Below are 25,136 nucleotides of genomic sequence, written 5' to 3'. Positions count from 1 at the left end.
CTAGTCCTCCTACGCTCACGACACCGCTTTACCGCGTTCATGCCAATCCGATGCGCCTCCCCCTCTCCTGCATGAGGTGACACCCGATGCAGCACCCTCCCCACCGCTCCCGTTTCCGGGCGCTCGTCTCGGCCGTGTGTTGCGCGGTCCTCGGCGCGGCCCTGTTGGCCGGCGCGGGCACCGCGACCGCGACCCCCTCCACCCAGGCCGCCCAGGCCGCCCAGGCCACACGGGTCGCCCCCGGTTCCAAGGTCGTCGGCTACTTCACCGAATGGGGCACCTACGACCGCAAGTACTACGTCCGGAACATCGAGACCTCCGGCTCGGCGGCCAGGCTCACCCACATCAACTACGCCTTCGGCAACGTCACCGGCGGCAAGTGCGCGATGGGCGACGCCTACGCGGCCACCGACCGCGCCTACACCGCCGCCGAGTCCGTCGACGGCGTCGCCGACACCTGGGACCAGCCGCTGCGCGGCAACTTCAACCAGCTGCGCGAGCTGAAGAGGAAGCATCCCGGCCTCAAGGTCCTGTGGTCCTTCGGCGGCTGGACCTGGTCGAGCGGCTTCGGTGAGGCCGCGAAGAACCCGGCCGCCTTCGCCCAGTCCTGCTACGACCTGGTCGAGAACTCCCGGTGGGCCGACGTCTTCGACGGCATCGACCTCGACTGGGAGTACCCGAACGCGTGCGGCGCGACCTGTGACACGAGCGGCCGGGCGGCCTTCAAGAACCTGATGCAGGCAGTGCGGGCCAAGTTCGGCTCCGGCAACCTGGTCACCGCGGCGATCACCGCCGACGCCACACCCGGGGGCAAGATCGACGCGGCGGACTACGCGGGCGCGGCGCCGTACGTGGACTGGTACAACCCGATGACGTACGACTTCTTCGGCGCCTGGGACGCGACCGGCCCGACGGCCCCGCACTCCCCGCTGAACTCCTACGCGGGCATCCCGAAGGCGGGCTACTACACCTCGGCCACCATCGCCAAGCTCAAGGGCCTCGGCATCCCCTCCGCCAAGCTGCTGCTCGGCATCGGCTTCTACGGCCGCGGCTGGACCGGCGTCACCCAGTCGGCACCCGGCGGCACGGCGACCGGCCCGGCGGCGGGGACGTACGAGCAGGGCATCGACGACTACAAGGTGCTGAAGGCGAAGTGCCCGGCGACGGGGACGGTGGCCGGCACGGCATACGCCAAGTGCGGCACCAACTGGTGGAGTTACGACACCCCGGCGACCATCGCGACGAAGATGACGTACAAGAACCAGCAGGGCCTGGGCGGCACCTTCTTCTGGGAGCTGAGCGGGGACACGGCGGGCGGTGAGCTGATCAAGGCCATCAACTGACCGGACCCACGAGGGCAGGGGGGCGGGGGACCACGAGCCTCCGCCCCCCGCGCGTGTCGTCCGGGCCGTCCCGTGTCAGTCGTCGCCCCGGCGGGCCGGCTTCGGCGCCGGGAAGGCGGGATCCATCTCCTCGATGGCACGCATCGTGCCGCCCAGGGTCTTCACCAGGAGGTCGCCCATCGTCTCGCGGGAGAGGTCGGGGCGGTCGATCCAGCCGAGCGTGGCGCCCTCCACGCTGCACACCCAGGCGAGCAGGGCCATGCGGGGCAGCGGCGGGATGTCGCTGCGGCCGTAGGCGCCCTCGGCGATGGTCGCCACGATCGCCTCGCGCACCCCGTCCCGGATGGCGTGCACCTCGGTGTCGAAGCCGACACCGCCGCTGACGATCGTGCGGTAGGCGGCCTGATGGTGCTCGGCGAAGCGCAGGTAGCTGTCGATCGTGCGGTGTGCCCGGTCCACCTGGGGCAGTTCGAGGCCGCTCGCCGCGAAGGAGACCAGGTCGGCGACGGAGTCCTGGATGATCGCCAGGTAGTAGCCGCGCTTGGACTGGAAGTAGTAGTAGATCAGCCCCTTGGCGACATGCGCCTGCCGGGCGATGTCATCCATGGAGAGCGCGTCATAGGACGTGTCGGCGAACAACTTCCGCCCGATGGCGATGAGTTCGGCGCGACGCGCCAGCGAGCGCTCGGTGCCGCGCGCCCGGGGGCGGACGGCGTCGCGCTGGTGACTGATATTCACTTTCGACCCTGGTCTCAACGGTCGGCGGGACGACGTCAGTATGTCAGGTCGAAAGGTGGATCAGTTCACCGTGCGGGACGATCACGACACCGGTGTCAGAGCAGTCCGAGCTGGGTCACGAGCATGGCGACGACCGCGACGAGGACCCAGCCCATGACGTGCTCGAGGATCTTCGGGCCGTCGTCCTGAGGACCGCCGGTGCGGGTGCGGGCGGCGGTGGCTGCGTGTGCGCTCATGGTGTCTCGCTAGGTCGGGTGGACAGGATCCGGTCTGTCCACCTTGCCACCGCTCAGGGCTTTTGCGGCCGAGACCTTGCTCACACGGCGGGAGGCCCGGGCCTCCCGCCGTGCGCTCAGCGCACCCCCACCGCCGCGAGCGCCCTGCGCCCGCGCGCGCTCGGACGCGCCGGGAAGTAGAGGTAGCAGACGCCTCCGGTACCGGAGACGACCTTGCCGCTCGCGTCGTGGCGCTTGGTGCGCAGCCAGACGTTCTCGAACTCCCGCCGCGGGTAGACGCGCCGCACCGCCTCGTTGGTCGCCGCGTACGGGTCGTTGGCGATCACGTCCCCGTCCGCGGTGAACCCGATCACGGTCATCAGATGGCCGGCGGTGCCGTAGCCCGCGCCCGTCAGCTCCCCCTTGAGGAAGGACTGCGACGTGATGGCCGGGATGCCGGCCGCGATCAGCGTCTCCAGATCGGTCAGGGAGGTGAGCCGGGTCACCACACCCTGGAGATCGTCGAAGGTGGCCGCGTAGGCGGCGTTGAACGGCCAGTTCCCGCAGCCCGCGTACTGGTGGTCGTACGTGTAGCGGGCCGCGTGGCACACCTGCGGGTCGGCGTACGCGGGGTCGACCCAGGCGAGCTGCTCGGGGGTGAGGCGGCCGCCCCAGTACTCGATGATCATCTGTGAGGAGGTGGGGCTGCACCAGGCCTCACCGCCGTTGTCGTACTCGGGGTACTGGCCCACGTGGATCTCCTGCGAGTAACGCGGGACGCTCAGCTCCCGGGCGAGGCCGGGCACGGAGGCCGGGACCGTGAAGCGGTCCGGGACGTCGGAGCCCATCGCGCCCACCCGCCACACGGTCGGCGTGAGCTTCGTGCCGGGCCTGCGGTACAGGGTCAGGCGGATCCGGTACGAGGTGAGCCGCCGGCCGGTGGAGGCGTCGTCGATCGCGAGGGTGTCCGTCCAGACGGTGGACCTGCCGTCGGACTGGCCGTCGACGGAGGTCCGCCGGATGTCCCGGTCGCTCGCCGCCCACCGCCCCATCACGTACCAGGGCGTGTCCGTGCCGTCGGAGTAGGTGCCCCGCAGCTCGATCTGGAGCCAGGTGCCGGCCGGGGTGCTCGCGTTCCAGGAGACGATCACCTCGGTCGAGGGGACGGTCGGCCGGTGGACCGGGGACGTCCAGGTCGCGTACTCCCAGGCGGCGGTGGTGCCGGTGTGCGGGTCGGTGTAGTCGGTGGTGCCGGCCGGGGTGCCGATGACCAGGCCCGGGCGGGCGCCCGCGACGGCCCGGGTGCCCCGCGCGGTGCCGGTGCGCCAGTCGGCGTAGGTGGTCCACGAGTGGTGGTCGACCGGCCGGGCCGGGGCCGCCGCGGAGCCCGCGGTGTCGGTCGCGTCGGCGGCCGCCGGCCCCGTTCCCCCGGCCACGGCGGCGGCGACCGCGACGGCGAGGAGGCTCCGGCGGGAGGGCTGATCGGCTCCGGCGAGGCGCTGATCGGCTCTGAGGGGCGGCTGTTGGGCTCTGCTCATGGACGGAAGACCCCCAAGGTGTCCGCATCGGGGCGGGTCCGGTGCACGGTGTGCGCCCACTATGGACGCAGGCGGCCGCACCCGCCAGCACCTCCGCCCGTGCCACGCCCGGGAACCATGGGGGTGGACCAATGGCGCGACCGCCGCGGAACACGACACGCACCCGACTAGACTTGCGCGCGCCCCCGCACACCCAGGAACCGCCATCCGCCAGCTCGCCTCCCGGCTCCGCCGCCTCCCCCCGTCCTGCGGCCCCGTCCGTCTGATAGGCGTCGACGGGCACGCCGGCTCGGGGAAGTCCACGTTCGCGGGACGGCTGGCCGAGGCACTGGGCGACCCGCCCGTCCTCCACCTCGACGACATCGCGAGCCACGAGGAACTGTTCGCCTGGACCGGACGGCTGCTGACCCAGGTGATCGCTCCCCTCCGCCGCGGCGAGACGGCCCACTACACCCCCTACGACTGGCACACCCGCCGCTTCGGCCCGCCCCGCCCCCTGCCCCCGGCCCCCGTGGTCCTGCTGGAGGGCGTCGGCGCCGGCCGCCGCGTTCTGCGGCCGCACCTCGCCCATCTGCTGTGGATGGACGTGCCCCGCGAGGACGCCTGGGCGCGGGGACGCTCGCGGGACGGGGAGGAACAGCGGGAGTTCTGGGACGGATGGGTACGGGCCGAGCTACGTCATTTCGCCGAAGACCCCTCGAGGCCGTACGCCGACACTCTGGTACGGCAGTTGGCGGAGGGGTATGAGGTGCTGCCGGGGCCCATGTGGACGCGCGGACCGCACCGCGATGTCACGCAGCGTGAGGGACCCTCCGCGATGTGGTGAAGCTGTGAAGGGCCGTGCGTTCGAACTTCGCCAAGTGCCTCAACTCGGCTTGACCCGCGAGCCGGACAGGACTTACGTTCTCAATGTGCGGCAATCGAAGCCGCCTCAGGACGCGAAGCCCCCGGTTGTTCCCCCGTGATCGGGGGCTTCGTTCTGCCCGCACCCCGTTTTCCGCGCTCCTTGCGACCGCGACGCGACGCGATTCGCTCACCCAGGGTCACCGCGCCCGGTGCGCCCCCTCTGCTCCCACCTCGTCAAACGGCCTGTGCGGCACCCTTCGGCGGGCGACTCCCCCGCAGGTACGATGCCCTCGGTGCGACCTACGGACAGCTGCTGCGCGCACCTTGCAACTCCGGTCCGCGGCACAGCGGTTCGACCAAGGCAGCCGGTGGGCGACGGCCCTGCGGCATACCGACGGGGGCACGGTTTGTGGGGGACGTGATGGACTTCGGCACGCGGGGCCCCGAGGCCCCGGCCGACCTCGCCTGGCTGCGAGGCGTGGACGCCTACACCATGGGCGCCTATCCGCAGGCGGAGGAGGAGTTCCGCACCGCGGTGCGGATCGACCCGGGCATGGCCGACGGCTGGCTCGGGCTGCACGCGCTGCGCGTCGACACGACGACCGCGCTGCTCAGGATGTTCCGGCACCGCGACCGCTTCGGTGAACAGCGCACCCGGCACCGCCGCACCCTGAACTCCTGGTACTGGCTGGGCTGGTGGGTGCAGCCGGTCCTGGAAAGCCCCCGCGACCTGCTCCTCGCGCACGCCTCGCACTGGCTGGACGGCCGGCACGTGCCCGAGCTGGACCGGGCACTCGCCGGGCTCCCGCCCGTGGACACCGACCACCAGGTCCGCTTCCTGCACGCCTGCCGCGCCTACCTGGTCAAGGACTGGGAACAGCTCGTCCGGCACACCGACCCGCTGCTCGACGACCCCCTGCTCGGCATCGAGGCCGGTCTGTTCGGCGGCATGGCCCGGGTGCGGCTGGAAATGTACGGGCAGGCCGAGCCGCTGCTGTCGACGGCGCTCATGCGCTGCCGCAGCGAGCAGCCGCAGCGCAAGGAGCTGCGGTACTGGCTGGCGCGGGCCCACGAGGGCACGGGCCGTTCGGCGGCCGCGCTCCCCCTCTACCGGGCCGTCCACCGCGTCGACCCCGCCTTCATGGACACCTCCGCCCGGCTCGCCGCGATCGCCGAGGGCGACGGCTACGACGATCCCGCCGACCTCGCCGCCATCACACTCGCCGGGGCCGGCCAGGACACCGGGGACGGGCTGGACGCCCTCGACCCGCTGTTCGGCACCGAAGGGCGGGACCTGAAACTCACCGAGCCCGCCGATCTGCCGCCCGTCGCTCCCCTTCCCTCGGTGACCGACCCGGCGGTGCGCGAGAAGACGCTGGTGCCCTCGGTGCTGCCCGCCGGGCCCACCGACCCCGTCCTGCTGGAGGAGGCGCTCGCCGAACTGGAGCGCATGGTGGGTCTGGAGCCGGTGAAACGCCAGGTCAAGGCCCTGTCGGCACAGCTCAACATGGCCCGGCTGCGGGCCGGGCAGGGCCTGCCGGTCCAACCGCCCAAACGGCATTTCGTCTTCTCCGGCCCCTCCGGCACCGGCAAGACCACCGTGGCCCGCATCCTCGGCCGCGTCTTCTACGCCCTCGGCCTGCTCGGCGGCGACCACCTCGTGGAGGCCCAGCGGGCCGACCTGGTCGGCGAGTACCTCGGCCAGACGGCCGTCAAGGCCAACGAACTGATCGACTCCGCGCTGGGCGGGGTGCTCTTCGTCGACGAGGCGTACTCCCTCTCCAACACCGGCTACGGCAAGGGCGACGCGTACGGCGACGAGGCCCTTCAGGTGCTGCTGAAACGGGCCGAGGACAACCGGGACCACCTGGTGGTGATCCTGGCCGGCTATCCGGAGGGCATGGACCGGCTGCTCGCGGCGAACCCCGGGCTGTCGTCCCGCTTCACGACCCGCGTCGACTTCCCCTCGTACCGGCCCCTCGAACTCACCTCGATCGGCGAGGTGCTCGCCGCGGAGAACGGTGACGTGTGGGACGAGGAGGCGTTGGACGAGCTGCGGTCGATCGCCGGGCACGTGGTGGACCAGGGGTGGATCGACGAGTTGGGGAACGGGCGGTTCCTGCGGACGCTGTACGAGAAGAGCTGCGCCTACCGGGATCTGCGCTTGTCGACGTATCCGGGGACGCTGTCGCGGGACGACCTGTCGACGCTGCGGTTGCCGGATCTGATGCAGGCGTACGGAGAAGTGCTGTCGGGGCGGGGGCCGCAGGATCCGTCGCCGATGTGAGGCACCCCGCCGGCGCTGGCGAGCGCAACCACCCGCCCCCACCGGCGCGGGGGCGACGCCGCACCGGCGGGGGCGGTCTAACTCGCCAGGACCTCTTCCGGCGCCCCGCTCACCTGCGGCTTGGTCACCCTCACCTCGACCCTGGCGCTCGACGTCTCCCGGTGCGCCGGATCCCGTACCTCGCCCACCAGCAGCTCCAGTACGTCCTCCAGCGCGACCAGCCCCAGCACCTTGCCCGACGCGTCGGCGACCTGGGCCAGATGGGTCGCCGCCCTGCGCATGACAGTCAGCGCGTCGTCGAGCGGCAGCTCCGAGCGGAGTGTCGTCATCGGGCGCCACACCTGCTGCGGGACCGCCCGCTCGGAGTCCTCCAGGTCGAGGACGTCCTTCACATGCAGGTAGCCCATGAAGGCGCCGTTCTCCGCGGCGACCGGGAAGCGGGAGTAACCGGTGCGGGCGGTGAGGCCGACGATCTCCCCGGGGGTGACCGCGGGGCCGACCGTCACCAGCGACTCGCGCTTCAACAGCACGTCCGTCACCGGGCGGGAGCCCAGCTCCAGCGCGTCCTCCAGCCGCTCCTGCTCCTCGGGGTCGAGCAGGCCGGCCTGGCCGGAGTCCTCCACCAGCCGGTTGAGCTGCTCGCTGGTGAAGACGGCCTCGACCTCGTCCTTCGGCTCGACGCGGAACAGACGCAGGATGCCCCGGGCGCAGGCGCCGAGGGCGACGGTGATCGGACGGCACAGGCGGGCGAAGGCGACCAGGCCCGGGCTGAGCCACAGCGCGGCCTTCTCCGGGGCCGCCATGGCGAGGTTCTTCGGCAGCATCTCGCCGATGACGAGGTGGCAGAAGACCACGGCCGCCAGGGCGATGACATAGCCCAGCGGGTGGATCATGCCGTGCGGCAGGTGGATCCACTCGAAGACGGGCTCCAGCAGGTGCGCGACCGTGGGTTCGGCGACCGCGCCCAGGGTGAGGGAGCAGACGGTGATGCCGAACTGGGCCGCGGCCATCATCTGCGGCAGGTGTTCCAGACCGTGGAGGACCTGGCGGGCCCTCGCCGTGCCGAGCGGTTCGATCTGGCTGCGGCGGACGGAGACCAGGGCGAACTCGGCGCCGACGAAGAAGCCGTTCGCGAGCACGAGGAGGGCGGCGAAGGCGAGTTGGAGGACGCTCACCGGGCGACCTCCACGACCGTGCCGGTGCGCACCAGGCGGACCCGTTCGGCCCGGTAGTGGCCGACGCGGCGCACCGACAGGCGCCAGCCGGGCAGCTCGGCCCGGTCGCCGACGGCGGGGATGCGGCCGAGCAGGTCGGCGACGAGCCCGGCGACCGTCTCGTACGGTCCCTCGGGCACGTCGAGGCCCACCCGCTGGAGGGTGTCGACGCGGCAGCTGCCGTCGACGTCCCAGGCGGGCCGGCCGTCCTCGGGCGGGGCGGCGGCGAGTTCGGGGGTGTCCAGGCCGTCGTGCTCGTCGCGGACCTCGCCGACGATCTCCTCGACGATGTCCTCCAGGGTCACCACGCCGGCCGTGCCGCCGTACTCGTCGACGACGACGGCGATGGGCTGCTCGCTGCGCAGCCGGGCCAGCAGGGGCCGGACGGGGAGGGTCTCGGGGACGAGCAGCGCCGGGCGGGCGATACGGCCCACCGGGGTACGCAGCCGGTCACGGACGGGGACGGCGAGGGCGTCCTTGAGATGGGCCATGCCGACGATCTCGTCGATCTTCTCGCGGTAGACGGGGAAGCGGGACAGGCCGGTGGCGCGGGTCAGGTTGACCACGTCCTCGGCGGTGGCCGACGCCTGCAGGGAACTGACCTTCACGCGCGGCGTCATGACGTGCTGCGCGGTCAGCTCGGCCAGGGACAGGGTCCGGACGAAGAGGTCGGCCGTGTCCTGTTCGAGGGCGCCGGCCCGGGCGGAGTGCCGGGCCAGGGAGACGAGTTCGCCGGGGGTGCGGGCGGAGGCCAGCTCCTCGGTGGGTTCGACGCCCAGGGCGCGCACGAGGCGGTTGGCGACGGCGTTGAGGCCGGCGATGACCGGCCGGAACAGGCGGGCGAAGGCGTACTGCGGGCCGGCGACGAAGCGCGCGACCTGCATCGGCCTGGACACCGCCCAGTTCTTGGGCACCAGTTCGCCGATCACCATCTGCACGGCGGAGGCCAGCAGCATGCCCACGGCGACGGCGACACCGGAGACGGCGCCCTCGGGTATGCCGATCGCGGTGAGCGGGCCGTGCAGCAGCTCCGCGAGCGCGGGCTCGGCGAGCATGCCGACGACGAGGGAGGTGATGGTGATGCCCAGCTGGGTGCCGGAGAGCTGGAAGGACAGCTCCTTGAGCGACTCGACGACCGTACGGGCTCGTTTGTCGCCCTCGGCGGCGGCCTTCTCGGCCTCCGCGCGCTCGACGGTGACGAGGCCGAACTCGGCGGCCACGAAGAAGCCGTTGGCGAGGATCAGCAGGAACGCGGCTGCCAGGAGCAGCAGGGGGGTGGTCATGATGCCGCCGCCTCCGCAGAGCCGCGGGCCGAGAGATCTCGGTCCGCGCTATGTCGGCAGGGGGCGGCGCAGGTACTGCAGGACGATCCGTCCATCGCCGGAGAGGGTCACTCCTCGGGTAGCAGGAACCCCTGTGCGCCGGGCACGGCACGACAGGGGCGGAGACGCAAGGGGCGCGTCTCCGCCACCAGATTAATCAAGACACGGGCTCCTGCGGCAGGGTGGACGCCCCCGAGTCAGCCCTGATCTTGCTCGGGGTCGCGGAGGGAGCGGGCCTCGACGAGGGTGCGCAGGGTGCGCGCGTCGGCGATGGCCCGTTCCTTGGCGATGCCCGGCTGGATGCCGAGCGCGGGCTGGCTGGTGCCGTCGCTGAGGTCGAGGAACACCCACGGGTCGCCCGGACGGAGGTTCACCCGGAGGATCTCCGCCCAGTCCAGGCGCCTCTTGCCGGCGATGTTCACGACGGTGACACCGGAGTCGTCGGCGACGACCCGGACGCGGGCGAGCCGGGCCAGCACCCAGAAGATGAGGCCGCCGGTCACGATGAAGCTGAGCCGCTCCCCCGGGCCGAGCTGCTCCAGGAGCAGCGCGACGGCCGAGATGACGACGAAGATGGCGACGCCGGCGGTGAGCAGCACCGCGCGGGTGCGTCCCGGCCGGAACGTGACGGGCAGGGTGGGAAGGTCGGACATGGCTGCGGCTCTCAGAGACGGTCGGACACGGCGGCTGCGGTCTCAGAGACGGCAGGCGTGGATGGCCGTGGTCAGGATCGCGCGGGCGCCGATGTCGTAGAGGTCGTCCATGATCCGCTGGGCTTCCTTGGCGGGGACCATGGCGCGGACGGCGACCCAGCCCTCGTTGTGCAGCGGGGAGACGGTCGGCGACTCCAGGCCGGGAGTGAGCGCGACGGCCTTCTCGAGCTGCTCGACCCGGCAGTCGTAGTCCATCATCACGTACGTCCGGGCGACGAGGACGCCCTGGAGGCGGCGCAGGAACTGCTGCACCTTGGGCTCCTCGCCGTCCGCGCCGGTGCGGCGGATGACGACGGCCTCGGACTTCATGATCGGCTCGCCGATGACCTCCAGGCCCGCGTTGCGCAGGGAGGTGCCGGTTTCGACGACGTCCGCGATGACCTCGGCGACACCGAGCTCGATGGCGGTCTCCACGGCGCCGTCGAGGTGGACGACGGAGGCGTCGATGCCGTGGTCGGCGAGGTGCTTGGCGACGATGCCCTCGTAGGAGGTGGCGACCGTCATGCCGTTGAGGTCCCGGACCCCCTTCGCCGTGCCCGGCTTGGTGGCGTAGCGGAAGGTGGAGCGGGCGAAGCCGAGCGGGAGGATCTCCTCGGCGTTGGCGCCGGAGTCGATGAGCAGGTCGCGGCCGGTGATGCCGATGTCGAGGCGGCCGGAGGAGACGTAGATCGCGATGTCGCGGGGGCGGAGGTAGAAGAACTCGACCTCGTTCTCCGGGTCGACGATCCGCAGCTCCTTGGACTCGCGGCGCTGCTGGTAGCCGGCCTCATGCAGCATCTCCGCCGCAGGGCCGGACAGGGAACCCTTGTTGGGGACGGCGATGCGCAGCATGAGGCGAGCTTCCTTCGTTCGTACGGGAATCGGTGCGGGTGCGGCTCAGAGGTGGGCGTAGACGTCGTCCAGGGAGATCCCGCGGGCGACCATCATCACCTGGACGTGGTACAGCAGCTGCGAGATCTCCTCGGCGGCCGCGTCCTTGCCCTCGTACTCGGCGGCCATCCATACCTCGGCGGCTTCTTCGACGACCTTCTTGCCGATGGCATGGACGCCCTTCTCGACCAGTTCGGCGGTGCGGGAAGTGGCGGGGTCGCCGGTGGCGGCCTTCTGCTGGAGCTCGGTGAAGAGCTCCTCGAACGTCTTCTTGGACATGGTGGCGCCCACTTTACGCGTTGTGCCGACCGGCCTAGCGCCACGGTTCGGATACTGAGCGGAGGGTGGCCGCGGTCGCCACCGCCGCCGTCACCGCCTCGTGGCCCTTGTCCTCGCTGGAGCCCTCGATGCCGGCCCGGTCCAGGGCCTGCTCCTCGGTGTCGCAGGTGAGGACGCCGAAGCCGACGGGGACACCGGTCTCGACGGAGACCTGGGTGAGGCCCTGGGTGACGCCCTGGCACACGTACTCGAAGTGGGGGGTGCCGCCGCGGATGACGACGCCGAGGGCGACGATCGCGTCGTAGCCGCGTCCGGCGAGGACCTTGGCGACGACCGGGAGTTCCCAGCTGCCGGGGACCCGGAGCAGGGTCGGCTCGTCGATGCCCAGGTCGTGCAGGGCGCGCAGGGCGCCGTCGACCAGACCGTCCATCACCTTCTCGTGCCACTGTGCCGCGATGACGGCGACCCTGAGGTCCCCCACATTGCGTACGGACAGTTCCGGTGCGCCCTTGCCGCTCACGTCTCTCCTTCGTGCCTTGGTGCCGTCGTGCCGTGGTTACTGGTTGCCGTGGTTACTGGTTGCCGCAGGGGGACACGGGGGCCGCGTCCAGCCAGGGCAGGTCGTGTCCCATCCGGTCCCGCTTGGTGCGCAGGTAGCGGATGTTGTGCTCGCCCGCCTGTACGGGCATCGGCTCGCGTGCGCGGACCTTGAGGCCGTGGCGCGTGAGCGCGTCGGTCTTCTCCGGGTTGTTGGTCATCAGGCGCACGCTGCGCACGCCCAGGTCCTCGAGGATCTGGGCGCCGGCCGCGTAGTCGCGGGCGTCGGCGGGCAGGCCGAGCTCCAGGTTGGCGTCGAGCGTGTCGTGGCCCTGCTCCTGGAGTTCGTACGCCCGCAGCTTGGACAGCAGGCCGATGCCGCGGCCCTCGTGTCCGCGCAGGTAGACCACCACGCCCCGGCCCTCGGTCTGGATGCGCTCCAGGGAGGCGTCGAGCTGGGGGCCGCAGTCGCAGCGCGCGGAGCCGAAGACGTCACCGGTGAGGCATTCGGAGTGGACGCGGACCAGGACGTCCTCGCCGTCGCCGATCTCTCCGTGGACGAGGGCGACGTGCTCGACGCCGTCGACGGTGGAGCGGTAGCCGTACGCGGTGAAGGGGCCGTGGACGGTGGGCAGGCGGGTCTCGGCCTCGCGGCGGACGGTGGGTTCGGCGGTGCGGCGGTAGGCGATCAGGTCCTCGATGGAGATGATCGTCAGGCCGTGCTTGCGGGCGAACGGGATCAGTTCGGGCAGGCGCAGCATGCGGCCGTCCTCGCCGGCGATCTCGACGATCGCGCCGGCCGGGCGCAGGCCCGCGAGGCGGGCGAGGTCGACGGCGGCCTCGGTGTGGCCGTCGCGGACGAGCACGCCGCCGGGCTTGGCGCGCAGCGGGAAGATGTGGCCGGGGCGGACCAGGTCGGTCGGCTCGGCGGTGCCGCTCGCCAGGAGCTGGAGGGTGGTGGCGCGGTCGGAGGCGGAGATGCCGGTGGTGACGCCGTGCGCGGCGGAGGCGTCGACGGAGACGGTGAACGCGGTCTTCATCGACTCGGTGTTGTCGGCGACCATCTGCGGGAGCCGGAGCCGGTCGAGTTCGTCGCCCTCCATGGGGGCGCAGATCAGGCCGCGGCACTCGCTCATCATGAAGGCGACGATCTCGGGGGTGGCCTTCTCGGCGGCGATGACGAGGTCGCCCTCGTTCTCGCGGTCCTCGTCGTCGACGACCACGACCGGGCGGCCGGCCGCGATGTCGGCGATGGCCTGCTCGATGGGGTCGAGCGCGAAGTCCTCGATGCCGTCGGAGCTGTAGAGGATCGATGCCGTGCTCATGCCGGCGCTCCTTCCAGAGCGGGCTGCGGGCCCTTGCGGGAGCGCAGCCACCAGTCGCGCATGCCCCACAGGACGAGCGCGCCGTAGATGACGTAGACGAAGCCGGAGAAGGCGTAGCCGTTGGCGAAGTTCAGGGGGACGCCGACGAGGTCGACGAGGAGCCAGGCGAACCAGAACTCGACCATGCCGCGGGCCTGGGCGTACATGGCGACGATGGTGCCGACGAAGATGTAGGCGTCCGGCCAGGGGTCCCAGGACAGGGCGGGGTAGGCCTTGAAGAGGAGGGCGACGGCGACGGTGCCGACGGCCGCGGCGGCGACCATCGTCGCGCGCTCGGGCCAGGTGGCGAACCGCGGGACGATGTGGCCGTCCTCGGACCGGTCCTTGTCGCGGTTCCACTGCCACCAGCCGTACAGGGCGACGGCCATGACGACGGCCTGCTTGCCGGCGCTGCCGGTCAGGTGGCCGAAGAACGCCCCGAAGAGGATGAGGCCGGAGAGGAACTGCACGGGCCAGCTCCAGATGGACCGGCGCCAGCCGAGGGCGAGGGCGGCGAGGCCGAAGATGTTGCCGATCATGTCCGACCAGAGGATGTGCTGGTCGAACAGGACGAACGCCTCCGAGTTCAGCCTGTTCACTGCGCGGCCCCCGGGGAGGTCGTCGTGGCGAGGAGGCGCTCGACGTACTTGGCGACGATGTCCACCTCGAGGTTGACCGGGTCACCGGGCTGCTTGAGGCCGAGGGTGGTCAGCGCGAGGGTGGTGGGGATGAGGCTGACCGTGAAGTGGTCGAGGCCGGCGTCGACGACGGTGAGGCTGATGCCGTCGACGGTGATGGAGCCCTTCTCGACGACGTACCGGGCGAGGTCGGCGGGGAGCGAGATCCTGACGATCTCCCAGTGCTCGGACGGCTTGCGTTCCAGCACCTGGCCGGTGCCGTCGACGTGGCCCTGGACGATGTGACCGCCGAGGCGGGCGCCGACGGCCGTGGGCCGTTCGAGGTTGACGCGTGAGCCGACGGAGAGGGAGCCGAGGCTGGAGCGGTTCAGGGTCTCCGCCATGACGTCGGCGGTGAACTCGTCGCCCTCGTGGTCGACGACGGTGAGACAGACCCCGTTCACGGCGATGGAGTCGCCGTGCTTCGCGCCCTCGGTGACGACGGGGCCGCGCAGCCGGAAGCGGGAGGCGTCGCCGAGGTCCTCGACGGCGGTGACCTCACCCAGTTCTTCGACGATTCCGGTGAACACTTCCCGGGTCCTCCTGCCTCGTTCGGGCACGGACTCCGGGGCCTGTCGATGACGACAGAAAGTACGGGCGAGGACACCGGGGCGACGCCGGACAGACTCGTCCAGGGACGAGTACGTATACGGCGGCGCGCACGAATGCCCGCCCGCCGCGCACTGCCTCCCATCCGGACTTTAACCGTCGGTCCAGGAATTTCACCTGGTCAACCGGTCGCTGGAAGCGACCGGGTCGCGGACTGTAACCGCCGGTTCGGACTTTCACCGACCCCGGAGTGCGCTGCTTTAGGTACAGGGCCAGTGTGCCACGGCCGATCGTCGTCCATACGGGCGATCAGTGTGGGGTGGCTCACAGACCGTAGGGATGGACTTCTCGGAGGGGCCGCCGCCGCCCCAACTCCCCACCGTCGAGGCACCCTTGAGATTGGTCCATACCTATTGACTCACTGGTCTAGTCCTCTCTAGGGTCTGCCCAACTCCGTGGAGAGGAACCGACCGTGCTGCCCCTTTCGCGACGCCGGGCGACACCCGCGGCGGCCGGCAACGCCGCGGACCGGTGGAGCCGTGGGACCTCGGTGATCCGCGTCGACCCCACGGGGAGCGACACCAGCGGATTGAAGGGCGACCACCGCTCCGGGCACTCCTTCGGGAACCCCCTCGCCCTCTCCGCCCTCTTCAAGGGGGCAGTGCGCGGCCGCGGCCTGGCGGGACTCCGCCCGTGGAGTACACCGGCGGCAGCGTGGTCTCGTGGCATGAGCGGCACTCCTGGAAGGCCACGTGGTGGACGGGGGCGAGGAGCCCGGCACCACGGGTGAACGGGGGGCGCGGCAGGACCCCGGCTCCTGCCGACCCCGTACGACCGGCCCGGCGGCGGTGACGACGGCCCTTGCCCGCCGCCGGGCCTCCCACCTCACGGTTCTGGCAGGGTGGCCCCATGACGACGAGCGCGACCGCCGACGAGTTCGAGGCCCACCGCCCCCGGCTGTTCGGCCTTGCCTATCGGATGCTGGGCTCCGCCGACGAGGCCGAGGACACCGTCCAGGACGCGTACCTCCGATTCAGCGGCGCCGACCGCGCCCAGATCACGCACCCGGCGGCCTGGCTCGCGAAGACCGTCACCAACCTCTGTCTGAACCGGCTGACCTCGGCCCGGGCGCGGCGCGAGCAGTACGTCGGGACCTGGCTGCCGGAGCCCGTCGTCACCTCCGACGGCACCCTCGGCCCCCTGGAGTCGGCGGAGCAGCGCGAGGCCGTGTCGCTCGCGATGCTGGTGCTGCTGGAGCGGCTGACGCCCACCGAGCGGGCGGTGTACGTCCTGCGCGAGGCGTTCGCGTACAGCCACCGGGAGATCGCCGAGGTGCTGGATCTGAGCGAGGCCAACTGCCGTCAGCTGTACCGGCGGGCGGAACAGCGGCTGGCCTCTGCGAAGGGACGCTTCAAGGCTCCTCCCCGGCGGCAGGAGGAACTCCTCGCCTCGTTCCTCACGGCCGCCCGGGACGGTGACCTCGCCGGGCTGGAGCGGATACTCGCGGCCGACGTGACCTGGTGGAGCGACGGCGGCGGCAGGGTCACCGCGGCCCTGCGGCCGATCGAGGGGCGCGAGAAGGTGCTGCGGTTCCTGGCGGGCGCGTTCCAGGGCTTCGCGGCCGGGTTCACGTTCACGGTCGCCGAGGTCAACGGCGCGCCGGGGTTCTTCGCCTGGGAGGGCGGCACCCTGGCGGGTGCGGTCGGGTTCGAGTACGGCGACGGCGAGATCACGGGCGTGCGGACCGTGATGAACCCGCACAAACTGGACTTCGTACGGCGTCAGCTCGGCCGGGCGTAGAGCCGGGTCCGAAGCCGGGTGGGAAGCCGGGTGCAGAAGGCTGTCACATTTTCGCGGGCTGCCCGGTCTCCCCGTCGGAGGGTGCTCCGGCCGGGAGCGCCCCGCAGGCGAAGGAGCTGACCAGCATGACCACGATTCTGGTGACCGGCGGTACCGGAACCCTCGGCCGGCACGTCACCGAACTGCTGCGCGCGGACGGGCACGAGGTGCGGGTGCTGAGCCGGCACGCGCAGCCGTACGCCGTCGATCTGCGCGAGGGCGGGCCGGGGCTGGACGCGGCCGTCGCGGGCGTGGACACGATCGTGCACTGCGCCAGTACGCCGCGCGGGGGTGACGAGCGGGCGGCCGAGCATCTGATCGGGGCGGCGCGGAAGGCGGGGGTCGGGCACCTGGTCTACATCTCGATCGTCGGGGTGGACCGGGTGCCGTTCGGCTACTACCGGTCCAAGCTGGCCGTCGAGCGGCTCGTGGAGGAGTCGGGACTGGGCTGGACCGTGCTGCGCGCGACCCAGTTCCACGACCTGCTGTTCCAGGTGCTCGAGGCGTTGTCGAAGGTGCCCGTGATGTTGCTGCCGGCGGGGGTGAGCGACCAGCCCGTGGAGGTGGCGGAGGTCGCGGCGCGGCTCGCGGAGCTGGCGGCCGGGGCGCCGGCGGGGCGGGTGGACGACATGGCCGGGCCCGAGGTCCGTACGTTCGAGTCGCTGGCCCGCGCGTATCTCGGGGCGGCCGGCAAGCGGCGTGCGCTGGTGAACGTGCCGCTGTGGGGCGCGGCCTACCGGGCGTTCCGGGCCGGGGGCCACCTGGCGCCGCAACTCGCGGTCGGGAAGGGGACGTTCGAGGAGTACCTGGCGAGGCGGGCCCGCCGCTAGGGACGCACCTGGGGCCCGTCGTCCGGATCACGTCGCGGACGCGGGGCAACGCGGTCCGGGCGTCCCCGGCGGTCCGGTCAGGGCTCGCCGAACAGCTCCGCCTGCGCGGAGCCGCGGGCGGTGAGCAGCGCCCCGCGCAGCACCGCGCCGCCGCCGAGGCTGCTGGGCCGCACCTCTGTCGGCAGGGGGGCCATCCGTCGCAGCCGCTCCTCCACCCGCGCCGCGAGCACCTCCCCGCCGGCCCGGCCGACCTCGCCCCCGAGCACCACGCACCCGGGGTCGAGGACGGCCACGACGGAGGCGACTCCGATGGCGAGCCGGTCGGCGAGGGCGTCGAGGAAACGGGCGGCGGCATCGGCACCCACCGCGTCCGGTACGGCTTCCGGCCGTCCGGGCATCGGCCGCACCTCACCCGATGCCGCGGGCGTCGACTCCGCCGGCCACCCGGGAGGTGTCTCGTGCTCGGGCGGCGTCTCGTGCTCGGGCGGCGTCTCGTGCTCGGGCGGCGTCCAGCGCCCAGGCGGCGGCTCGCGCCCAGGCCCCGCCGGCACCGGCACCGGCTCCGGCTCCGGCTCCGGCTCCGGCTCCGCACCCGACCTCGACCCCGGCCCGGACCCCCGCTCGGGAGACGTCCCGTACTCGGGCAGTGTCCCGCCCCCAGGCCCCGCCGACACCGGCTCCGGCTCCGCACCCGACCTCGACCCCCGCTCGGGAGACGTCCCGTACTCGGGCAGTGTCCCGCCCCCAAGCCCCGCCGACACCGACACCGACACCGGCTCCGGCACCACACCCGACCTCGACCCCGGCGCGGACCCCCGCTCGGGAGGCGCCCCGTACTCGGGCGGTGTCCCGCCCCCAGGCCCCGCCGCATCCCCGGGCAACGTCCCGCGCCCTGACCCCGCCACCAACCCCGCCGCCGACTCCGTCACCGACCCGGCCGCACGTCCCGGCGGCGCCTCGCGCCCGGACGGCATCTCGTCCCCGGCCCCCGCCACTGCCACCGCCGACGCCGACACCGCACCCACCGCACCCACCGCACCCACCGCACCCACACCGTCGGCGAGTCGGTGGTCGCCCCCCACCGCCCGCACAGCCCCCCGCACCGCCGCCGCCCCCCTCGGCTCGTCCCCCTCGGGTCCTGCCTCGAGCCCGTGCTCCGCCGCCAGCGCGACGATCGCCGCCGACCCGGCCAGGGAGTGGAAGCCGCCCTCGCAGTCCGTCGCCGAGGGCAGGCCGCCCGTCCCGGGCACCGGCAGGAAGCCGATCTCGCCGGTGCCGCCGGAGGCCCCGCGGCGCAGGGCGCCGTCGAGGACGACGGCGGCGCCCGTGCCGTGGCCGAGCCACAGCAGGACGAAGGTGTCCCGGTCCCGGGCGACGCCCTCGCGCTGTTCGGCCAGGGCGGCGAGGTTGGTCTCGTTCTCGACGCTGACCCGGGCCTGGGGCAGCCGTTCCTGGAGGGCGGCGGCCAGGCGGCGGTGCCAGGCCGGCAGGCCGGTGGAGTCGCGCAGTTCGCCGCTCGCGGGGTCGATCAGGCCGGGGGCGCCGATCCCGACGGTGTGCAACCGGTCGGCGCCGGCCTCCTTGACCACCCGCTCGACCAGCGTCACCGCCTGCTCGACGGCGGGGCCCGTGCCGGTGTCGCCGCCGATCGGCACGGACGCCTCGGCGAGCACCCGGCCGACCAGGTCGGTGACGAGCACCGCGACGCCCTCCGTACGCACGTCCAGGGCGGCCAGGTGGGCGCGGTCGGCGACGATGCCGTACAGCTTGGCGTTGGGGCCGCGGCGCTGCTCGCCGGCCTCGCCGACGACCTCGATCAGACCGGAGGCCGTGAGGCGTTCGACGAGGTCCGCGACCGTCGGCCGGGAGAGTCCGGTGAGCTGCTTCAGCTGCCCTGCCGTCAGCGGGCCTTCGTCCTGGAGCAGCCGCAGGGCGAGCCGGTCGTTGATGGCCCGGGCGGTGCGCGGGGATGCGGGCATGCGCGGAATCCTCCCACGGGGCGCCGGGCGTGACTCCGAGCGGCCGTCTATTTATCAGGCAGGGTTCCTGATAGTTTACGTCGGCGCGCGCCGACGAGAAGGCGCACCGCGCCTCGCGGGAAGGGACGGAGAATGAGCGAAGTGGCCTACGCACCGTCGGTACTGCGGCGAGCCCGGTACGCCGTGGCCGCCGTGTTCGCCGTGCACGGCGCGGTCACCGGCTCGTTCGCCACCCGGGTGCCGTGGATCCAGGACCACGCCTCGGTGAGCGCCGGGCAGTTGGGGCTCGCACTCGCCTTCCCCGCCCTCGGCGCGTCGGTCGCGATGCCCGTCGCCGGCCGCATCAGCCACCGGTTCGGCGCCCGGAACGCCCTGCGCGGCCTGATCGCCCTGTGGACGCTGTCGCTGGTCCTGCCGTCCCTCGCCCCCAACCTGGCGACGCTCTGCCTGGCTCTGTTCACCTACGGCGCCACGGCGGGCATGGCGGACGTGGCGATGAACGCGCTCGGCGTCGAGGTGGAGAACCGGCTCGGCCGGTCGATCATGTCCGGTCTGCACGGCATGTGGAGCGCGGGCGCCCTGATCGGCTCGGCCGGCGGGACACTCGCCGCGCACCTGGGCTCGGACGCCCGGCTGCACCACCTCCTGGCGGCCGCGGTGCTGACCGTGGTGGGGGTGGCGGCGTGCGCCTGGGTCCTCGACCTGCAGCCCGCCGAGGACGAGGAGCCGCCCCCTCGGTTCGCCCTGCCGCCCAGGTCGGCGCTGCTCATCGGAGCCGTCGGCTTCTGCGCGGTGTTCGCGGAGGGCGCGAGTCTGGACTGGTCGGCGGTCTATCTGCGCGACCGGCTCGACTCCTCGGCGGGGCTCGCCGCCGCGTGCACGACCGGTTTCACGCTCACCATGGCGATCGCCCGGATCGTCGGCGACAAGGTGGTGGACCGGTACGGGTCGGTCCGGACGGTCCGCGCGGGCGGCGTCCTCGCCGTCCTCGGCGGTCTGCTCATCGTCGTGGCGGATCGTCCGCCGCTGGCGATCGGCGGGTTCGCGCTCATGGGCCTGGGCATCGCCGTCGTGGTCCCCCTCTGCTTCGCGGCGGCGGGCCGCAGCGGCCCCAACCCGAGTCAGGCCATCGCGGGCGTCGCGACCATCACCTACACCTCCGGTCTGGTCGCGCCGGGCGCCATCGGCGGTCTGGCCCAGGCGACCAGCCTGACGGTGTCGTTCTGGCTGGTGACGCTGCTGGCCTGTGGGCTGGTGGCCTTCGCGGGGGTGCTGCGCGCGGGCGACCGCGACCGGCCGCAGGTCAGCCGGCCGAGCGAAGCAGTTCCCGGCCCGCGGACCTGAGCGTCTCGCTCCACGGCGCGGGGCGCATGGTCGCCGCGTCCAGCCGGACGAGGACCCGGGTGCCCCGCGCGTACGTGATCGCGCCATCGGTGGAGCAGAACCGGAAGCCATACGTCAGACCGGTGGTGCCGAGCCGCTCCAGCCACAGGTGGACGGCGTACGCGCCCGGCTTGGTGACCGGGGCCTCGTAGGTGATGCGCAGTTCCTTGACGGCGTTGCAGGCGTCGCCGGCCGTCGCCCAGTCGCCCTCGAAGCGGACCCCGTGCCCCTGCCACAGCTCGGTCCAGGCGCGCTCGACCATCAGCGGGTAACGGGCGTTGTGCAACAGCCCGAGCGCGTCCAGGTCGTCGAAGTGGACGGTGACGGGGACGAGCCTGCCGTACGACGGGGCGGGGGCGGTCGGGGCTTCGGCGGTCACTGGGTGGGGCTCCTGAGGTGCGGAAACGACGTTCTCGGGCAGGTGTACGAGACAACCATCCCTATCCTAAGCGGTCGCTCACCTTTCTTTTTCGGGCGAGAATGGGCCGGACATCGCACCGCACGAACGAAAGCGAAACCGCACCATGGATCTTGGCGTCCGCTGGAAACCGCACGGCGACGGACGCACCCCGGCGCCCGGCGCGGTGGTCCGCCCCGACGAGCGGCTCTCCTGGCCCCGCACGGCCGGGCTCGGTGCCCAGCACGTGGTGGCCATGTTCGGGGCGAGTTTCGTAGCGCCCGTCCTGATGGGCCTGGACCCCAACCTGGCGATCATGATGTCGGGTGTCGCGACCGTCATCTTCCTGCTCGCGACCCGCGGCCGGATCCCCAGCTACCTCGGCTGCTCCCTCTCCTTCGTGGGCGTGGCCGCGGTCATCCGCGCCGACGGCGGCACGAGCGCCACGGTCACCGGCGCGGTCCTCGTCGTGGGCGTGGCGCTGTTCCTCGTGGGGCTGGCCGTGCAGCGCTTCGGCGCGCGGATCATCCACGCCACGATGCCCCCGATCGTGACGGGCGCGGTCGTGATGCTGATCGGCTTCAACCTCGCCCCGGTCACCGCCGCCACCTACTGGCCGCAGGACCAGTGGACGGCCCTGCTGGTCATGCTGTTCACCGGTCTGGCGGTGGTCTGCCTGCGCGGCTTCTGGTCGCGCATCGCCATCTTCCTGGGCCTGCTCTTCGGGTACGGCATCTCGTGGGTGTTCGACCGGGTCTTCGGCCGGATCCACTCGGCGGACGCGAGCGGCAAGGTCACCGACCACTGGCGGCTGGACTTCTCCGCCGTCGGCCAGGCCGACTGGATCGGGCTCCCCTCCTTCCACGGCCCGTCCTTCGAGTGGTCCGCGATCCTCGTCGCGCTGCCCGTCGTCATCGCGCTGGTCGCGGAGAACGCGGGGCACGTCAAGGCGGTCGGCGAGATGACCGGCGACCCGCTGGACGACCGGCTCGGCACGGCCATCTCCGCCGACGGCCTCGGCTCGGTGCTCTCCACCGCGGTGGGCGGCCCGCCCAACACCACCTACTCCGAGAACATCGGCGTGATGGCCGCGACCCGCGTCTACTCCACGGCCGCCTACTGGGCCGCCGCCGGCTTCGCGCTGCTCTTCGGCCTGTGTCCCAAGTTCGGCGCGGTGGTGGCCGCGATCCCGGGCGGCGTCCTCGGCGGCATCACCGTCATCCTGTACGGCATGATCGGCCTGCTCGGCGCCCAGATCTGGATCAACGCCGAGGTCGACCTGCGCAACCCGCTGAACCTGGTGCCGGCCGCCGCGGGCATCATCATCGGCGTCGGCAACGTCACCATCGAGTTCACCGACACCTTCTCCCTCAGCGGCATCGCCCTCGGCACCCTGGTCGTCATCACCGGCTACCACGCCCTGCGCGCCTTCGCCCCCGCCCACCTCAAGACGCAGCGACCCCTGCTGGACGAGGGCACGTCGTCGTACGACACGGAGGACGACCGGACGGAACGCCGGACGGAACACCGGACAGAGCAGCGGACGGATCAGCGGTCGAGTTCGTAGGCGTACGACGGGCTGAAGGCACCCGCGGCCGATCTACGGCCGTCCGGGTCGCGACCGCTCTTCGCCCCTCCCCGCGCGACGGCTGCGTTACCCCGTTCCGGGGAAGCCCCGGGCTCGCCGACCCGCCGGCCGGTCCGGGGCTGCGACCCTTCCCCCATGCCGCCTTGCCCCATGCCGCACCTGGAACCGTCCGCCCCTCCCCGGGACCCTCCCGGCGTCCCCCTCGACGGAGTGCTCCGCCGTCTGCGCACCCTCGACGCGGCCCTGCCGCCCCGGGACGGGGTCGCGGTTTTCAACCGCGTCTACCTCACCGTCACGGAGGAGGTCGGCCGGCGCATCGGCGCCGGCCGGTTCCCGGACGCCCGGGCCGCGATCACGCTGGACGTGCGGTTCGCGGAGCGCTACCTCGCCGCGGTCGACGCGGCGGCGTCCGACCGCCGCCCGCCGGCCTGCTGGCGCCCGCTGTTCCAGTTCCGCCGCCATCCCGGCGTACGACCACTGCAGTTCGCGCTCGCGGGCATCAACGCGCACATCGGGCACGACCTCGCGCTCGCCGTCGTGGACGCCTGCCGTACCCTCGGCTGCGAACCGGCCGATCTGGAGGACGAGTTCGACCGCGTGGGCGATCTCCTCGTCACGCTGGAGGAACGCATCCGCGAGGACCTGATGCCGGGCCCCGACCTGCTCCAGATCGCCGATCCGCTCACCCATCTCCTCGGCTCCTGGAGCCTGGAGCGCGCCCGCGACGCCACCTGGTCCGCCGCCCGCGCGCTGTGGGCGCTGCGCGGGCTTCCCGACCTCGCCGAGGAGTTCACCACCCGGCTGGACGCGGCGGTCGGCCTCGCGGGCCGCATGCTGCTGACGCCGCTGCCGGGGTGACCGCCGTCAGTCCTCCGGCAGTGCCACCGGTCAGTCCTCCGGCAGTTCCACCGGGGCGATCTCGTCGTACACGTCACCCGGGCCCGGGTTGGCCGCGTCCGTCGCGCCGCCGAAGTGGTGCATGACCCCCCAGACCGCGTTCAGCGCGGTCTGGACGGCGCCCTCGGCCCAGCCGGCCGTCCAGGAGATGTCGTCGCCGGCGAGGAAGATCCCCCGCTTGTCCTCGGGCAGGCGGTCCTGCATGAAGTGGGTGAACAGGCGCCGCTGGTAGCGGTAGTGGCCGGGCAGGTTGGCCTTGAACGCGCCCATGAAGTAGGGCTCGTTCTCCCAGGAGACCGTGACCGGGTTGCCGATGATGTGCTTTTTGATGTCGACGTTCGGATAGATCTCGCCGAGCGACTTCAGCATGACCTCCATCCGCTCGTTCGCGGACAGCGGCAGCCACTTCAGGCTGTCGTCGCACCAGGTGTACGACAGGCAGATCACGGCCGGCTTGTCGGGGCCGTCGTCGAGAAGGTACGTCCCGCGGGTCATACGGTCGGTGAGCGTCATCGACATGACGTCCCGGCCGGTGGGGTTTCCCCTGTCGTCGACGGCCTTGTCCAGCCAGAAGGGCCGGTCCACGGGCACGAAGAGCTTGCTGGACTCCATGTAGTGGGTGCGCTCGATCGCCGTCCAGTGGTCGATCGGGAAGAGCGAGTCGTCGCAGGCGATCTTCGACAGCAGCATCCAGGACTGGGCGGTGAAGATCGCCGCCTGGTAGGTGCGGATGTCGCCGTTCGCGTCCGTCACCGTGATCCGGTTGCCGGCGGTGCGGTGCAGCCGGGTCACGGCCGGGCGGGGCTCGCCGCCCTCGTGCAGGCTCGCCAGCGAGGTGCCGTGGGGCCAGTGGACGATCTTCTCCGGCTCGCGTTCCCACAGGCGCAGCGGCAGCTGCTGGGAGCCGCCGACGATGCCGCGGTGGTGGTCGTCGGCCTCGGTGTAGACGACCCGGAGGATCTCCAGGATGGAGTTCGGGAAGTCGGTGTCCCAGCCGCCCGTGCCGAAGCCGACCTGGCCGAAGATCTCGCGGTGCCGGAAGGACCTGAAGGCCTCGGAGTCGCAGAGGAAGCCGTAGAAGGTCTGGTTGTCGAGCTTCTCGACGAGCTTGGCCCAGATCTCCCGGATGCGCGGCACGTCCCGCTCGCGCATCGCGCGGTTCATGTCGGAGAAGTCGGCGCCCTCTTCGAGGCACTTGTTCCACGCCTCGGCGACGTCCCGGTAGACCTGCGGCAGGTCGTCGATCGTCTCCGCGTAGTGCGACTCGCCCTTGAGGTCGACGACGGTCGACGGGGTCGCCTCGGCGAGGGGGTTGGGGAAGGGCCGGGTTTCGAGCCCCACCAGGTCGATGTAGTGCTGGAGCGCCGTGGAGGACGGCGGGAAGCGCATCGCGCCCATCTCGGCGGTCAGCGACGGGTCGCAGCCCTCGAAGCCGACGGTCCGCAGCCGGCCACCGATCCGGTCGGCCTCGTAGACGACGGGCTTGAGGCCCATCTTCATCAGCTCGTACGCGGCCACGATGCCGGACAGGCCGCCGCCGATGACGGCGACCTCGGTGCCGTGCTCGGTCGCCGGGATCTGTCCGAGGCCCGCCGGGTGGGCGAGGAAGTCGTCGTACGCGTACGGGAAGTCCGGGCCGAACATGGTGATCGGCGGCTGCTGCTCGTCTGCGTGCTCGACGGCGTTGGGCACCGTGGACGTCATGGGGTACGGACTCCTTGCGCGAAAGAA

Annotated in this window: 22 protein-coding genes, 2 pseudogenes and 1 riboswitch; of the genes and pseudogenes, 8 read left to right on the top strand and 16 right to left on the bottom strand. The window is 72.2% G+C overall.

The genetic code is table 11. From position 1 onward, the window contains the following. Positions 1-86: 86 nt before the first annotated feature. On the top strand, positions 87-1,343 hold the full coding sequence (locus ACF1A1_RS09340) for a glycoside hydrolase family 18 protein (protein WP_391647091.1): 1,257 nt from the start codon (positions 87-89) through the stop codon (positions 1,341-1,343). Positions 1,344-1,418: 75 nt separating this feature from the next. Here the strand turns inward: ACF1A1_RS09340 and ACF1A1_RS09335 are convergent, their stop codons facing one another. From ACF1A1_RS09335 to ACF1A1_RS09325, 3 genes are all read right to left on the bottom strand, one after another. Continuing rightward, positions 1,419-2,081, bottom strand: a complete 663-nt coding sequence (locus tag ACF1A1_RS09335) for a TetR/AcrR family transcriptional regulator (protein ID WP_391647089.1) — start codon at positions 2,079-2,081, stop codon at positions 1,419-1,421. 95 nt (positions 2,082-2,176) lie between these two features. After that, a complete protein-coding gene (locus ACF1A1_RS09330) occupies positions 2,177-2,317 on the bottom strand; it encodes an SCO1431 family membrane protein (RefSeq protein WP_391647087.1) in 141 nt (46 codons plus the stop codon). 116 nt (positions 2,318-2,433) lie between these two features. After that, a complete protein-coding gene (locus ACF1A1_RS09325) occupies positions 2,434-3,834 on the bottom strand; it encodes a peptidase C39 family protein (RefSeq protein WP_391647085.1) in 1,401 nt (466 codons plus the stop codon). Positions 3,835-3,895: 61 nt separating this feature from the next. Here ACF1A1_RS09325 and ACF1A1_RS09320 point away from each other — a divergent pair, with 61 nt between their 5' ends. Both ACF1A1_RS09320 and ACF1A1_RS09315 read left to right on the top strand, forming a co-directional pair. Then, positions 3,896-4,660, top strand: a complete 765-nt coding sequence (locus ACF1A1_RS09320) for a uridine kinase (protein ID WP_391647083.1) — start codon at positions 3,896-3,898, stop codon at positions 4,658-4,660. 441 nt (positions 4,661-5,101) lie between these two features. Beyond that, the gene (locus ACF1A1_RS09315; RefSeq protein ID WP_391647081.1) at positions 5,102-6,967 is read left to right on the top strand and encodes an AAA family ATPase; all 1,866 of its coding nucleotides are present in this window, start codon (positions 5,102-5,104) and stop codon (positions 6,965-6,967) included. Positions 6,968-7,044: 77 nt separating this feature from the next. Here the strand turns inward: ACF1A1_RS09315 and ACF1A1_RS09310 are convergent, their stop codons facing one another. From ACF1A1_RS09310 to ACF1A1_RS09270, 9 genes are all read right to left on the bottom strand, one after another. Further along, positions 7,045-8,142 carry a hemolysin family protein gene (locus ACF1A1_RS09310; RefSeq protein WP_391647079.1) on the bottom strand — a complete coding sequence of 366 codons (1,098 nt, stop codon included), beginning with the start codon at positions 8,140-8,142 and terminating at the stop codon, positions 7,045-7,047. Further along, positions 8,139-9,464 (bottom strand): hemolysin family protein, encoded by a 1,326-nt coding sequence (locus tag ACF1A1_RS09305; protein ID WP_391647077.1) that lies wholly within the window; start codon positions 9,462-9,464, stop codon positions 8,139-8,141. Before ACF1A1_RS09305 ends, ACF1A1_RS09310 begins: the two co-directional genes overlap by 4 nt. 236 nt (positions 9,465-9,700) lie before the next feature. Then, the gene (locus ACF1A1_RS09300; protein WP_391647075.1) at positions 9,701-10,156 is read right to left on the bottom strand and encodes a PH domain-containing protein; all 456 of its coding nucleotides are present in this window, start codon (positions 10,154-10,156) and stop codon (positions 9,701-9,703) included. 42 nt (positions 10,157-10,198) lie between these two features. Further along, positions 10,199-11,047: an ATP phosphoribosyltransferase gene (hisG, locus tag ACF1A1_RS09295; protein WP_391647072.1), complete on the bottom strand. Its 849-nt coding sequence runs from the start codon at positions 11,045-11,047 to the stop codon at positions 10,199-10,201. Positions 11,048-11,092: 45 nt separating this feature from the next. After that, positions 11,093-11,365 (bottom strand): phosphoribosyl-ATP diphosphatase, encoded by a 273-nt coding sequence (locus tag ACF1A1_RS09290; RefSeq protein ID WP_389519516.1) that lies wholly within the window; start codon positions 11,363-11,365, stop codon positions 11,093-11,095. A 34-nt stretch (positions 11,366-11,399) separates the two neighbouring features. After that, complete coding sequence (gene ribH, locus ACF1A1_RS09285; RefSeq protein ID WP_062704495.1) at positions 11,400-11,885, bottom strand: 6,7-dimethyl-8-ribityllumazine synthase; 486 nt, start codon at positions 11,883-11,885, stop codon at positions 11,400-11,402. Positions 11,886-11,937: 52 nt separating this feature from the next. Next, positions 11,938-13,227 (bottom strand): bifunctional 3,4-dihydroxy-2-butanone-4-phosphate synthase/GTP cyclohydrolase II, encoded by a 1,290-nt coding sequence (locus ACF1A1_RS09280; protein WP_391647070.1) that lies wholly within the window; start codon positions 13,225-13,227, stop codon positions 11,938-11,940. Next, complete coding sequence (locus ACF1A1_RS09275) at positions 13,224-13,865, bottom strand: nicotinamide riboside transporter PnuC (protein WP_391647068.1); 642 nt, start codon at positions 13,863-13,865, stop codon at positions 13,224-13,226. Before ACF1A1_RS09275 ends, ACF1A1_RS09280 begins: the two co-directional genes overlap by 4 nt. Then, positions 13,862-14,473 carry a riboflavin synthase gene (locus ACF1A1_RS09270; protein ID WP_391647066.1) on the bottom strand — a complete coding sequence of 204 codons (612 nt, stop codon included), beginning with the start codon at positions 14,471-14,473 and terminating at the stop codon, positions 13,862-13,864. Before ACF1A1_RS09270 ends, ACF1A1_RS09275 begins: the two co-directional genes overlap by 4 nt. Positions 14,474-14,619: 146 nt before the next feature. Continuing rightward, positions 14,620-14,750: riboswitch (FMN riboswitch) on the bottom strand. 651 nt (positions 14,751-15,401) lie between these two features. Between ACF1A1_RS09270 and ACF1A1_RS09265 the strand changes: the two genes are divergently transcribed. After that, entirely contained in the window at positions 15,402-16,292 is an 891-nt protein-coding gene (locus ACF1A1_RS09265) for an RNA polymerase sigma-70 factor (RefSeq protein ID WP_391647064.1), read from the top strand. A 125-nt stretch (positions 16,293-16,417) separates the two neighbouring features. Next, positions 16,418-17,161, top strand: coding sequence for an SDR family oxidoreductase (locus tag ACF1A1_RS09260; protein ID WP_391647062.1), 744 nt, complete (start codon positions 16,418-16,420; stop codon positions 17,159-17,161). A gap of 77 nt (positions 17,162-17,238) precedes the next feature. Here ACF1A1_RS09260 and ACF1A1_RS09255 read toward each other — a convergent pair. After that, positions 17,239-17,514: pseudogene (locus ACF1A1_RS09255) on the bottom strand (ROK family protein); the annotation flags it as partial. A 588-nt stretch (positions 17,515-18,102) separates the two neighbouring features. Continuing rightward, positions 18,103-19,140, bottom strand: a pseudogene (locus ACF1A1_RS09250) (ROK family transcriptional regulator); the annotation flags it as partial. Positions 19,141-19,272: 132 nt separating this feature from the next. On the opposite strand from ACF1A1_RS09250, the gene ACF1A1_RS09245 reads away from it, so the two are divergent. Continuing rightward, entirely contained in the window at positions 19,273-20,484 is a 1,212-nt protein-coding gene (locus ACF1A1_RS09245) for an MFS transporter (protein WP_391647060.1), read from the top strand. Here the strand turns inward: ACF1A1_RS09245 and ACF1A1_RS09240 are convergent. Further along, positions 20,444-20,902, bottom strand: coding sequence for an acyl-CoA thioesterase (locus ACF1A1_RS09240; protein WP_391647058.1), 459 nt, complete (start codon positions 20,900-20,902; stop codon positions 20,444-20,446). The two genes, ACF1A1_RS09245 and ACF1A1_RS09240, sit on opposite strands and share 41 nt — an antisense overlap. A 145-nt stretch (positions 20,903-21,047) precedes the next feature. Here ACF1A1_RS09240 and ACF1A1_RS09235 point away from each other — a divergent pair, with 145 nt between their 5' ends. Further along, positions 21,048-22,487 (top strand): uracil-xanthine permease family protein, encoded by a 1,440-nt coding sequence (locus ACF1A1_RS09235; protein WP_391647056.1) that lies wholly within the window; start codon positions 21,048-21,050, stop codon positions 22,485-22,487. Between the two features lie 171 nt (positions 22,488-22,658). Continuing rightward, a complete protein-coding gene (locus ACF1A1_RS09230; RefSeq protein ID WP_391647054.1) occupies positions 22,659-23,366 on the top strand; it encodes a DUF5995 family protein in 708 nt (235 codons plus the stop codon). Positions 23,367-23,396: 30 nt separating this feature from the next. Here the strand turns inward: ACF1A1_RS09230 and ACF1A1_RS09225 are convergent, their stop codons facing one another. Continuing rightward, positions 23,397-25,109 carry a flavin monoamine oxidase family protein gene (locus tag ACF1A1_RS09225; protein ID WP_391647052.1) on the bottom strand — a complete coding sequence of 571 codons (1,713 nt, stop codon included), beginning with the start codon at positions 25,107-25,109 and terminating at the stop codon, positions 23,397-23,399. Positions 25,110-25,136: the final 27 nt, after the last annotated feature.

Source organism: Streptomyces sp. NPDC014995, assembly GCF_043080745.1.
GTDB lineage: Bacteria > Actinomycetota > Actinomycetes > Streptomycetales > Streptomycetaceae > Streptomyces.
The sequence above is the reverse complement of the archived record's forward strand: the minus strand, read 5'-3'. Positions and strand labels throughout refer to the sequence as shown.

Coding starts and splice junctions, on each gene's coding strand:
- ACF1A1_RS09225 (WP_391647052.1), bottom strand. CDS start 25,109: ATGACGTCCACGGTGCCCAACGCCGTCGAGCACGCAGACGAGCAGCAG.
- ACF1A1_RS09230 (WP_391647054.1), top strand. CDS start 22,659: ATGCCGCACCTGGAACCGTCCGCCCCTCCCCGGGACCCTCCCGGCGTC.
- ACF1A1_RS09315 (WP_391647081.1), top strand. CDS start 5,102: ATGGACTTCGGCACGCGGGGCCCCGAGGCCCCGGCCGACCTCGCCTGG.
- ACF1A1_RS09245 (WP_391647060.1), top strand. CDS start 19,273: ATGAGCGAAGTGGCCTACGCACCGTCGGTACTGCGGCGAGCCCGGTAC.
- ACF1A1_RS09280 (WP_391647070.1), bottom strand. CDS start 13,227: ATGAGCACGGCATCGATCCTCTACAGCTCCGACGGCATCGAGGACTTC.
- ACF1A1_RS09325 (WP_391647085.1), bottom strand. CDS start 3,834: ATGAGCAGAGCCCAACAGCCGCCCCTCAGAGCCGATCAGCGCCTCGCC.
- ACF1A1_RS09235 (WP_391647056.1), top strand. CDS start 21,048: ATGGATCTTGGCGTCCGCTGGAAACCGCACGGCGACGGACGCACCCCG.
- ACF1A1_RS09340 (WP_391647091.1), top strand. CDS start 87: ATGCAGCACCCTCCCCACCGCTCCCGTTTCCGGGCGCTCGTCTCGGCC.
- ACF1A1_RS09260 (WP_391647062.1), top strand. CDS start 16,418: ATGACCACGATTCTGGTGACCGGCGGTACCGGAACCCTCGGCCGGCAC.
- ACF1A1_RS09290 (WP_389519516.1), bottom strand. CDS start 11,365: ATGTCCAAGAAGACGTTCGAGGAGCTCTTCACCGAGCTCCAGCAGAAG.
- ACF1A1_RS09320 (WP_391647083.1), top strand. CDS start 3,896: ATGGACGCAGGCGGCCGCACCCGCCAGCACCTCCGCCCGTGCCACGCC.
- ACF1A1_RS09330 (WP_391647087.1), bottom strand. CDS start 2,317: ATGAGCGCACACGCAGCCACCGCCGCCCGCACCCGCACCGGCGGTCCT.
- ACF1A1_RS09265 (WP_391647064.1), top strand. CDS start 15,402: ATGACGACGAGCGCGACCGCCGACGAGTTCGAGGCCCACCGCCCCCGG.
- ACF1A1_RS09305 (WP_391647077.1), bottom strand. CDS start 9,464: ATGACCACCCCCCTGCTGCTCCTGGCAGCCGCGTTCCTGCTGATCCTC.
- hisG (WP_391647072.1), bottom strand. CDS start 11,047: ATGCTGCGCATCGCCGTCCCCAACAAGGGTTCCCTGTCCGGCCCTGCG.
- ACF1A1_RS09300 (WP_391647075.1), bottom strand. CDS start 10,156: ATGTCCGACCTTCCCACCCTGCCCGTCACGTTCCGGCCGGGACGCACC.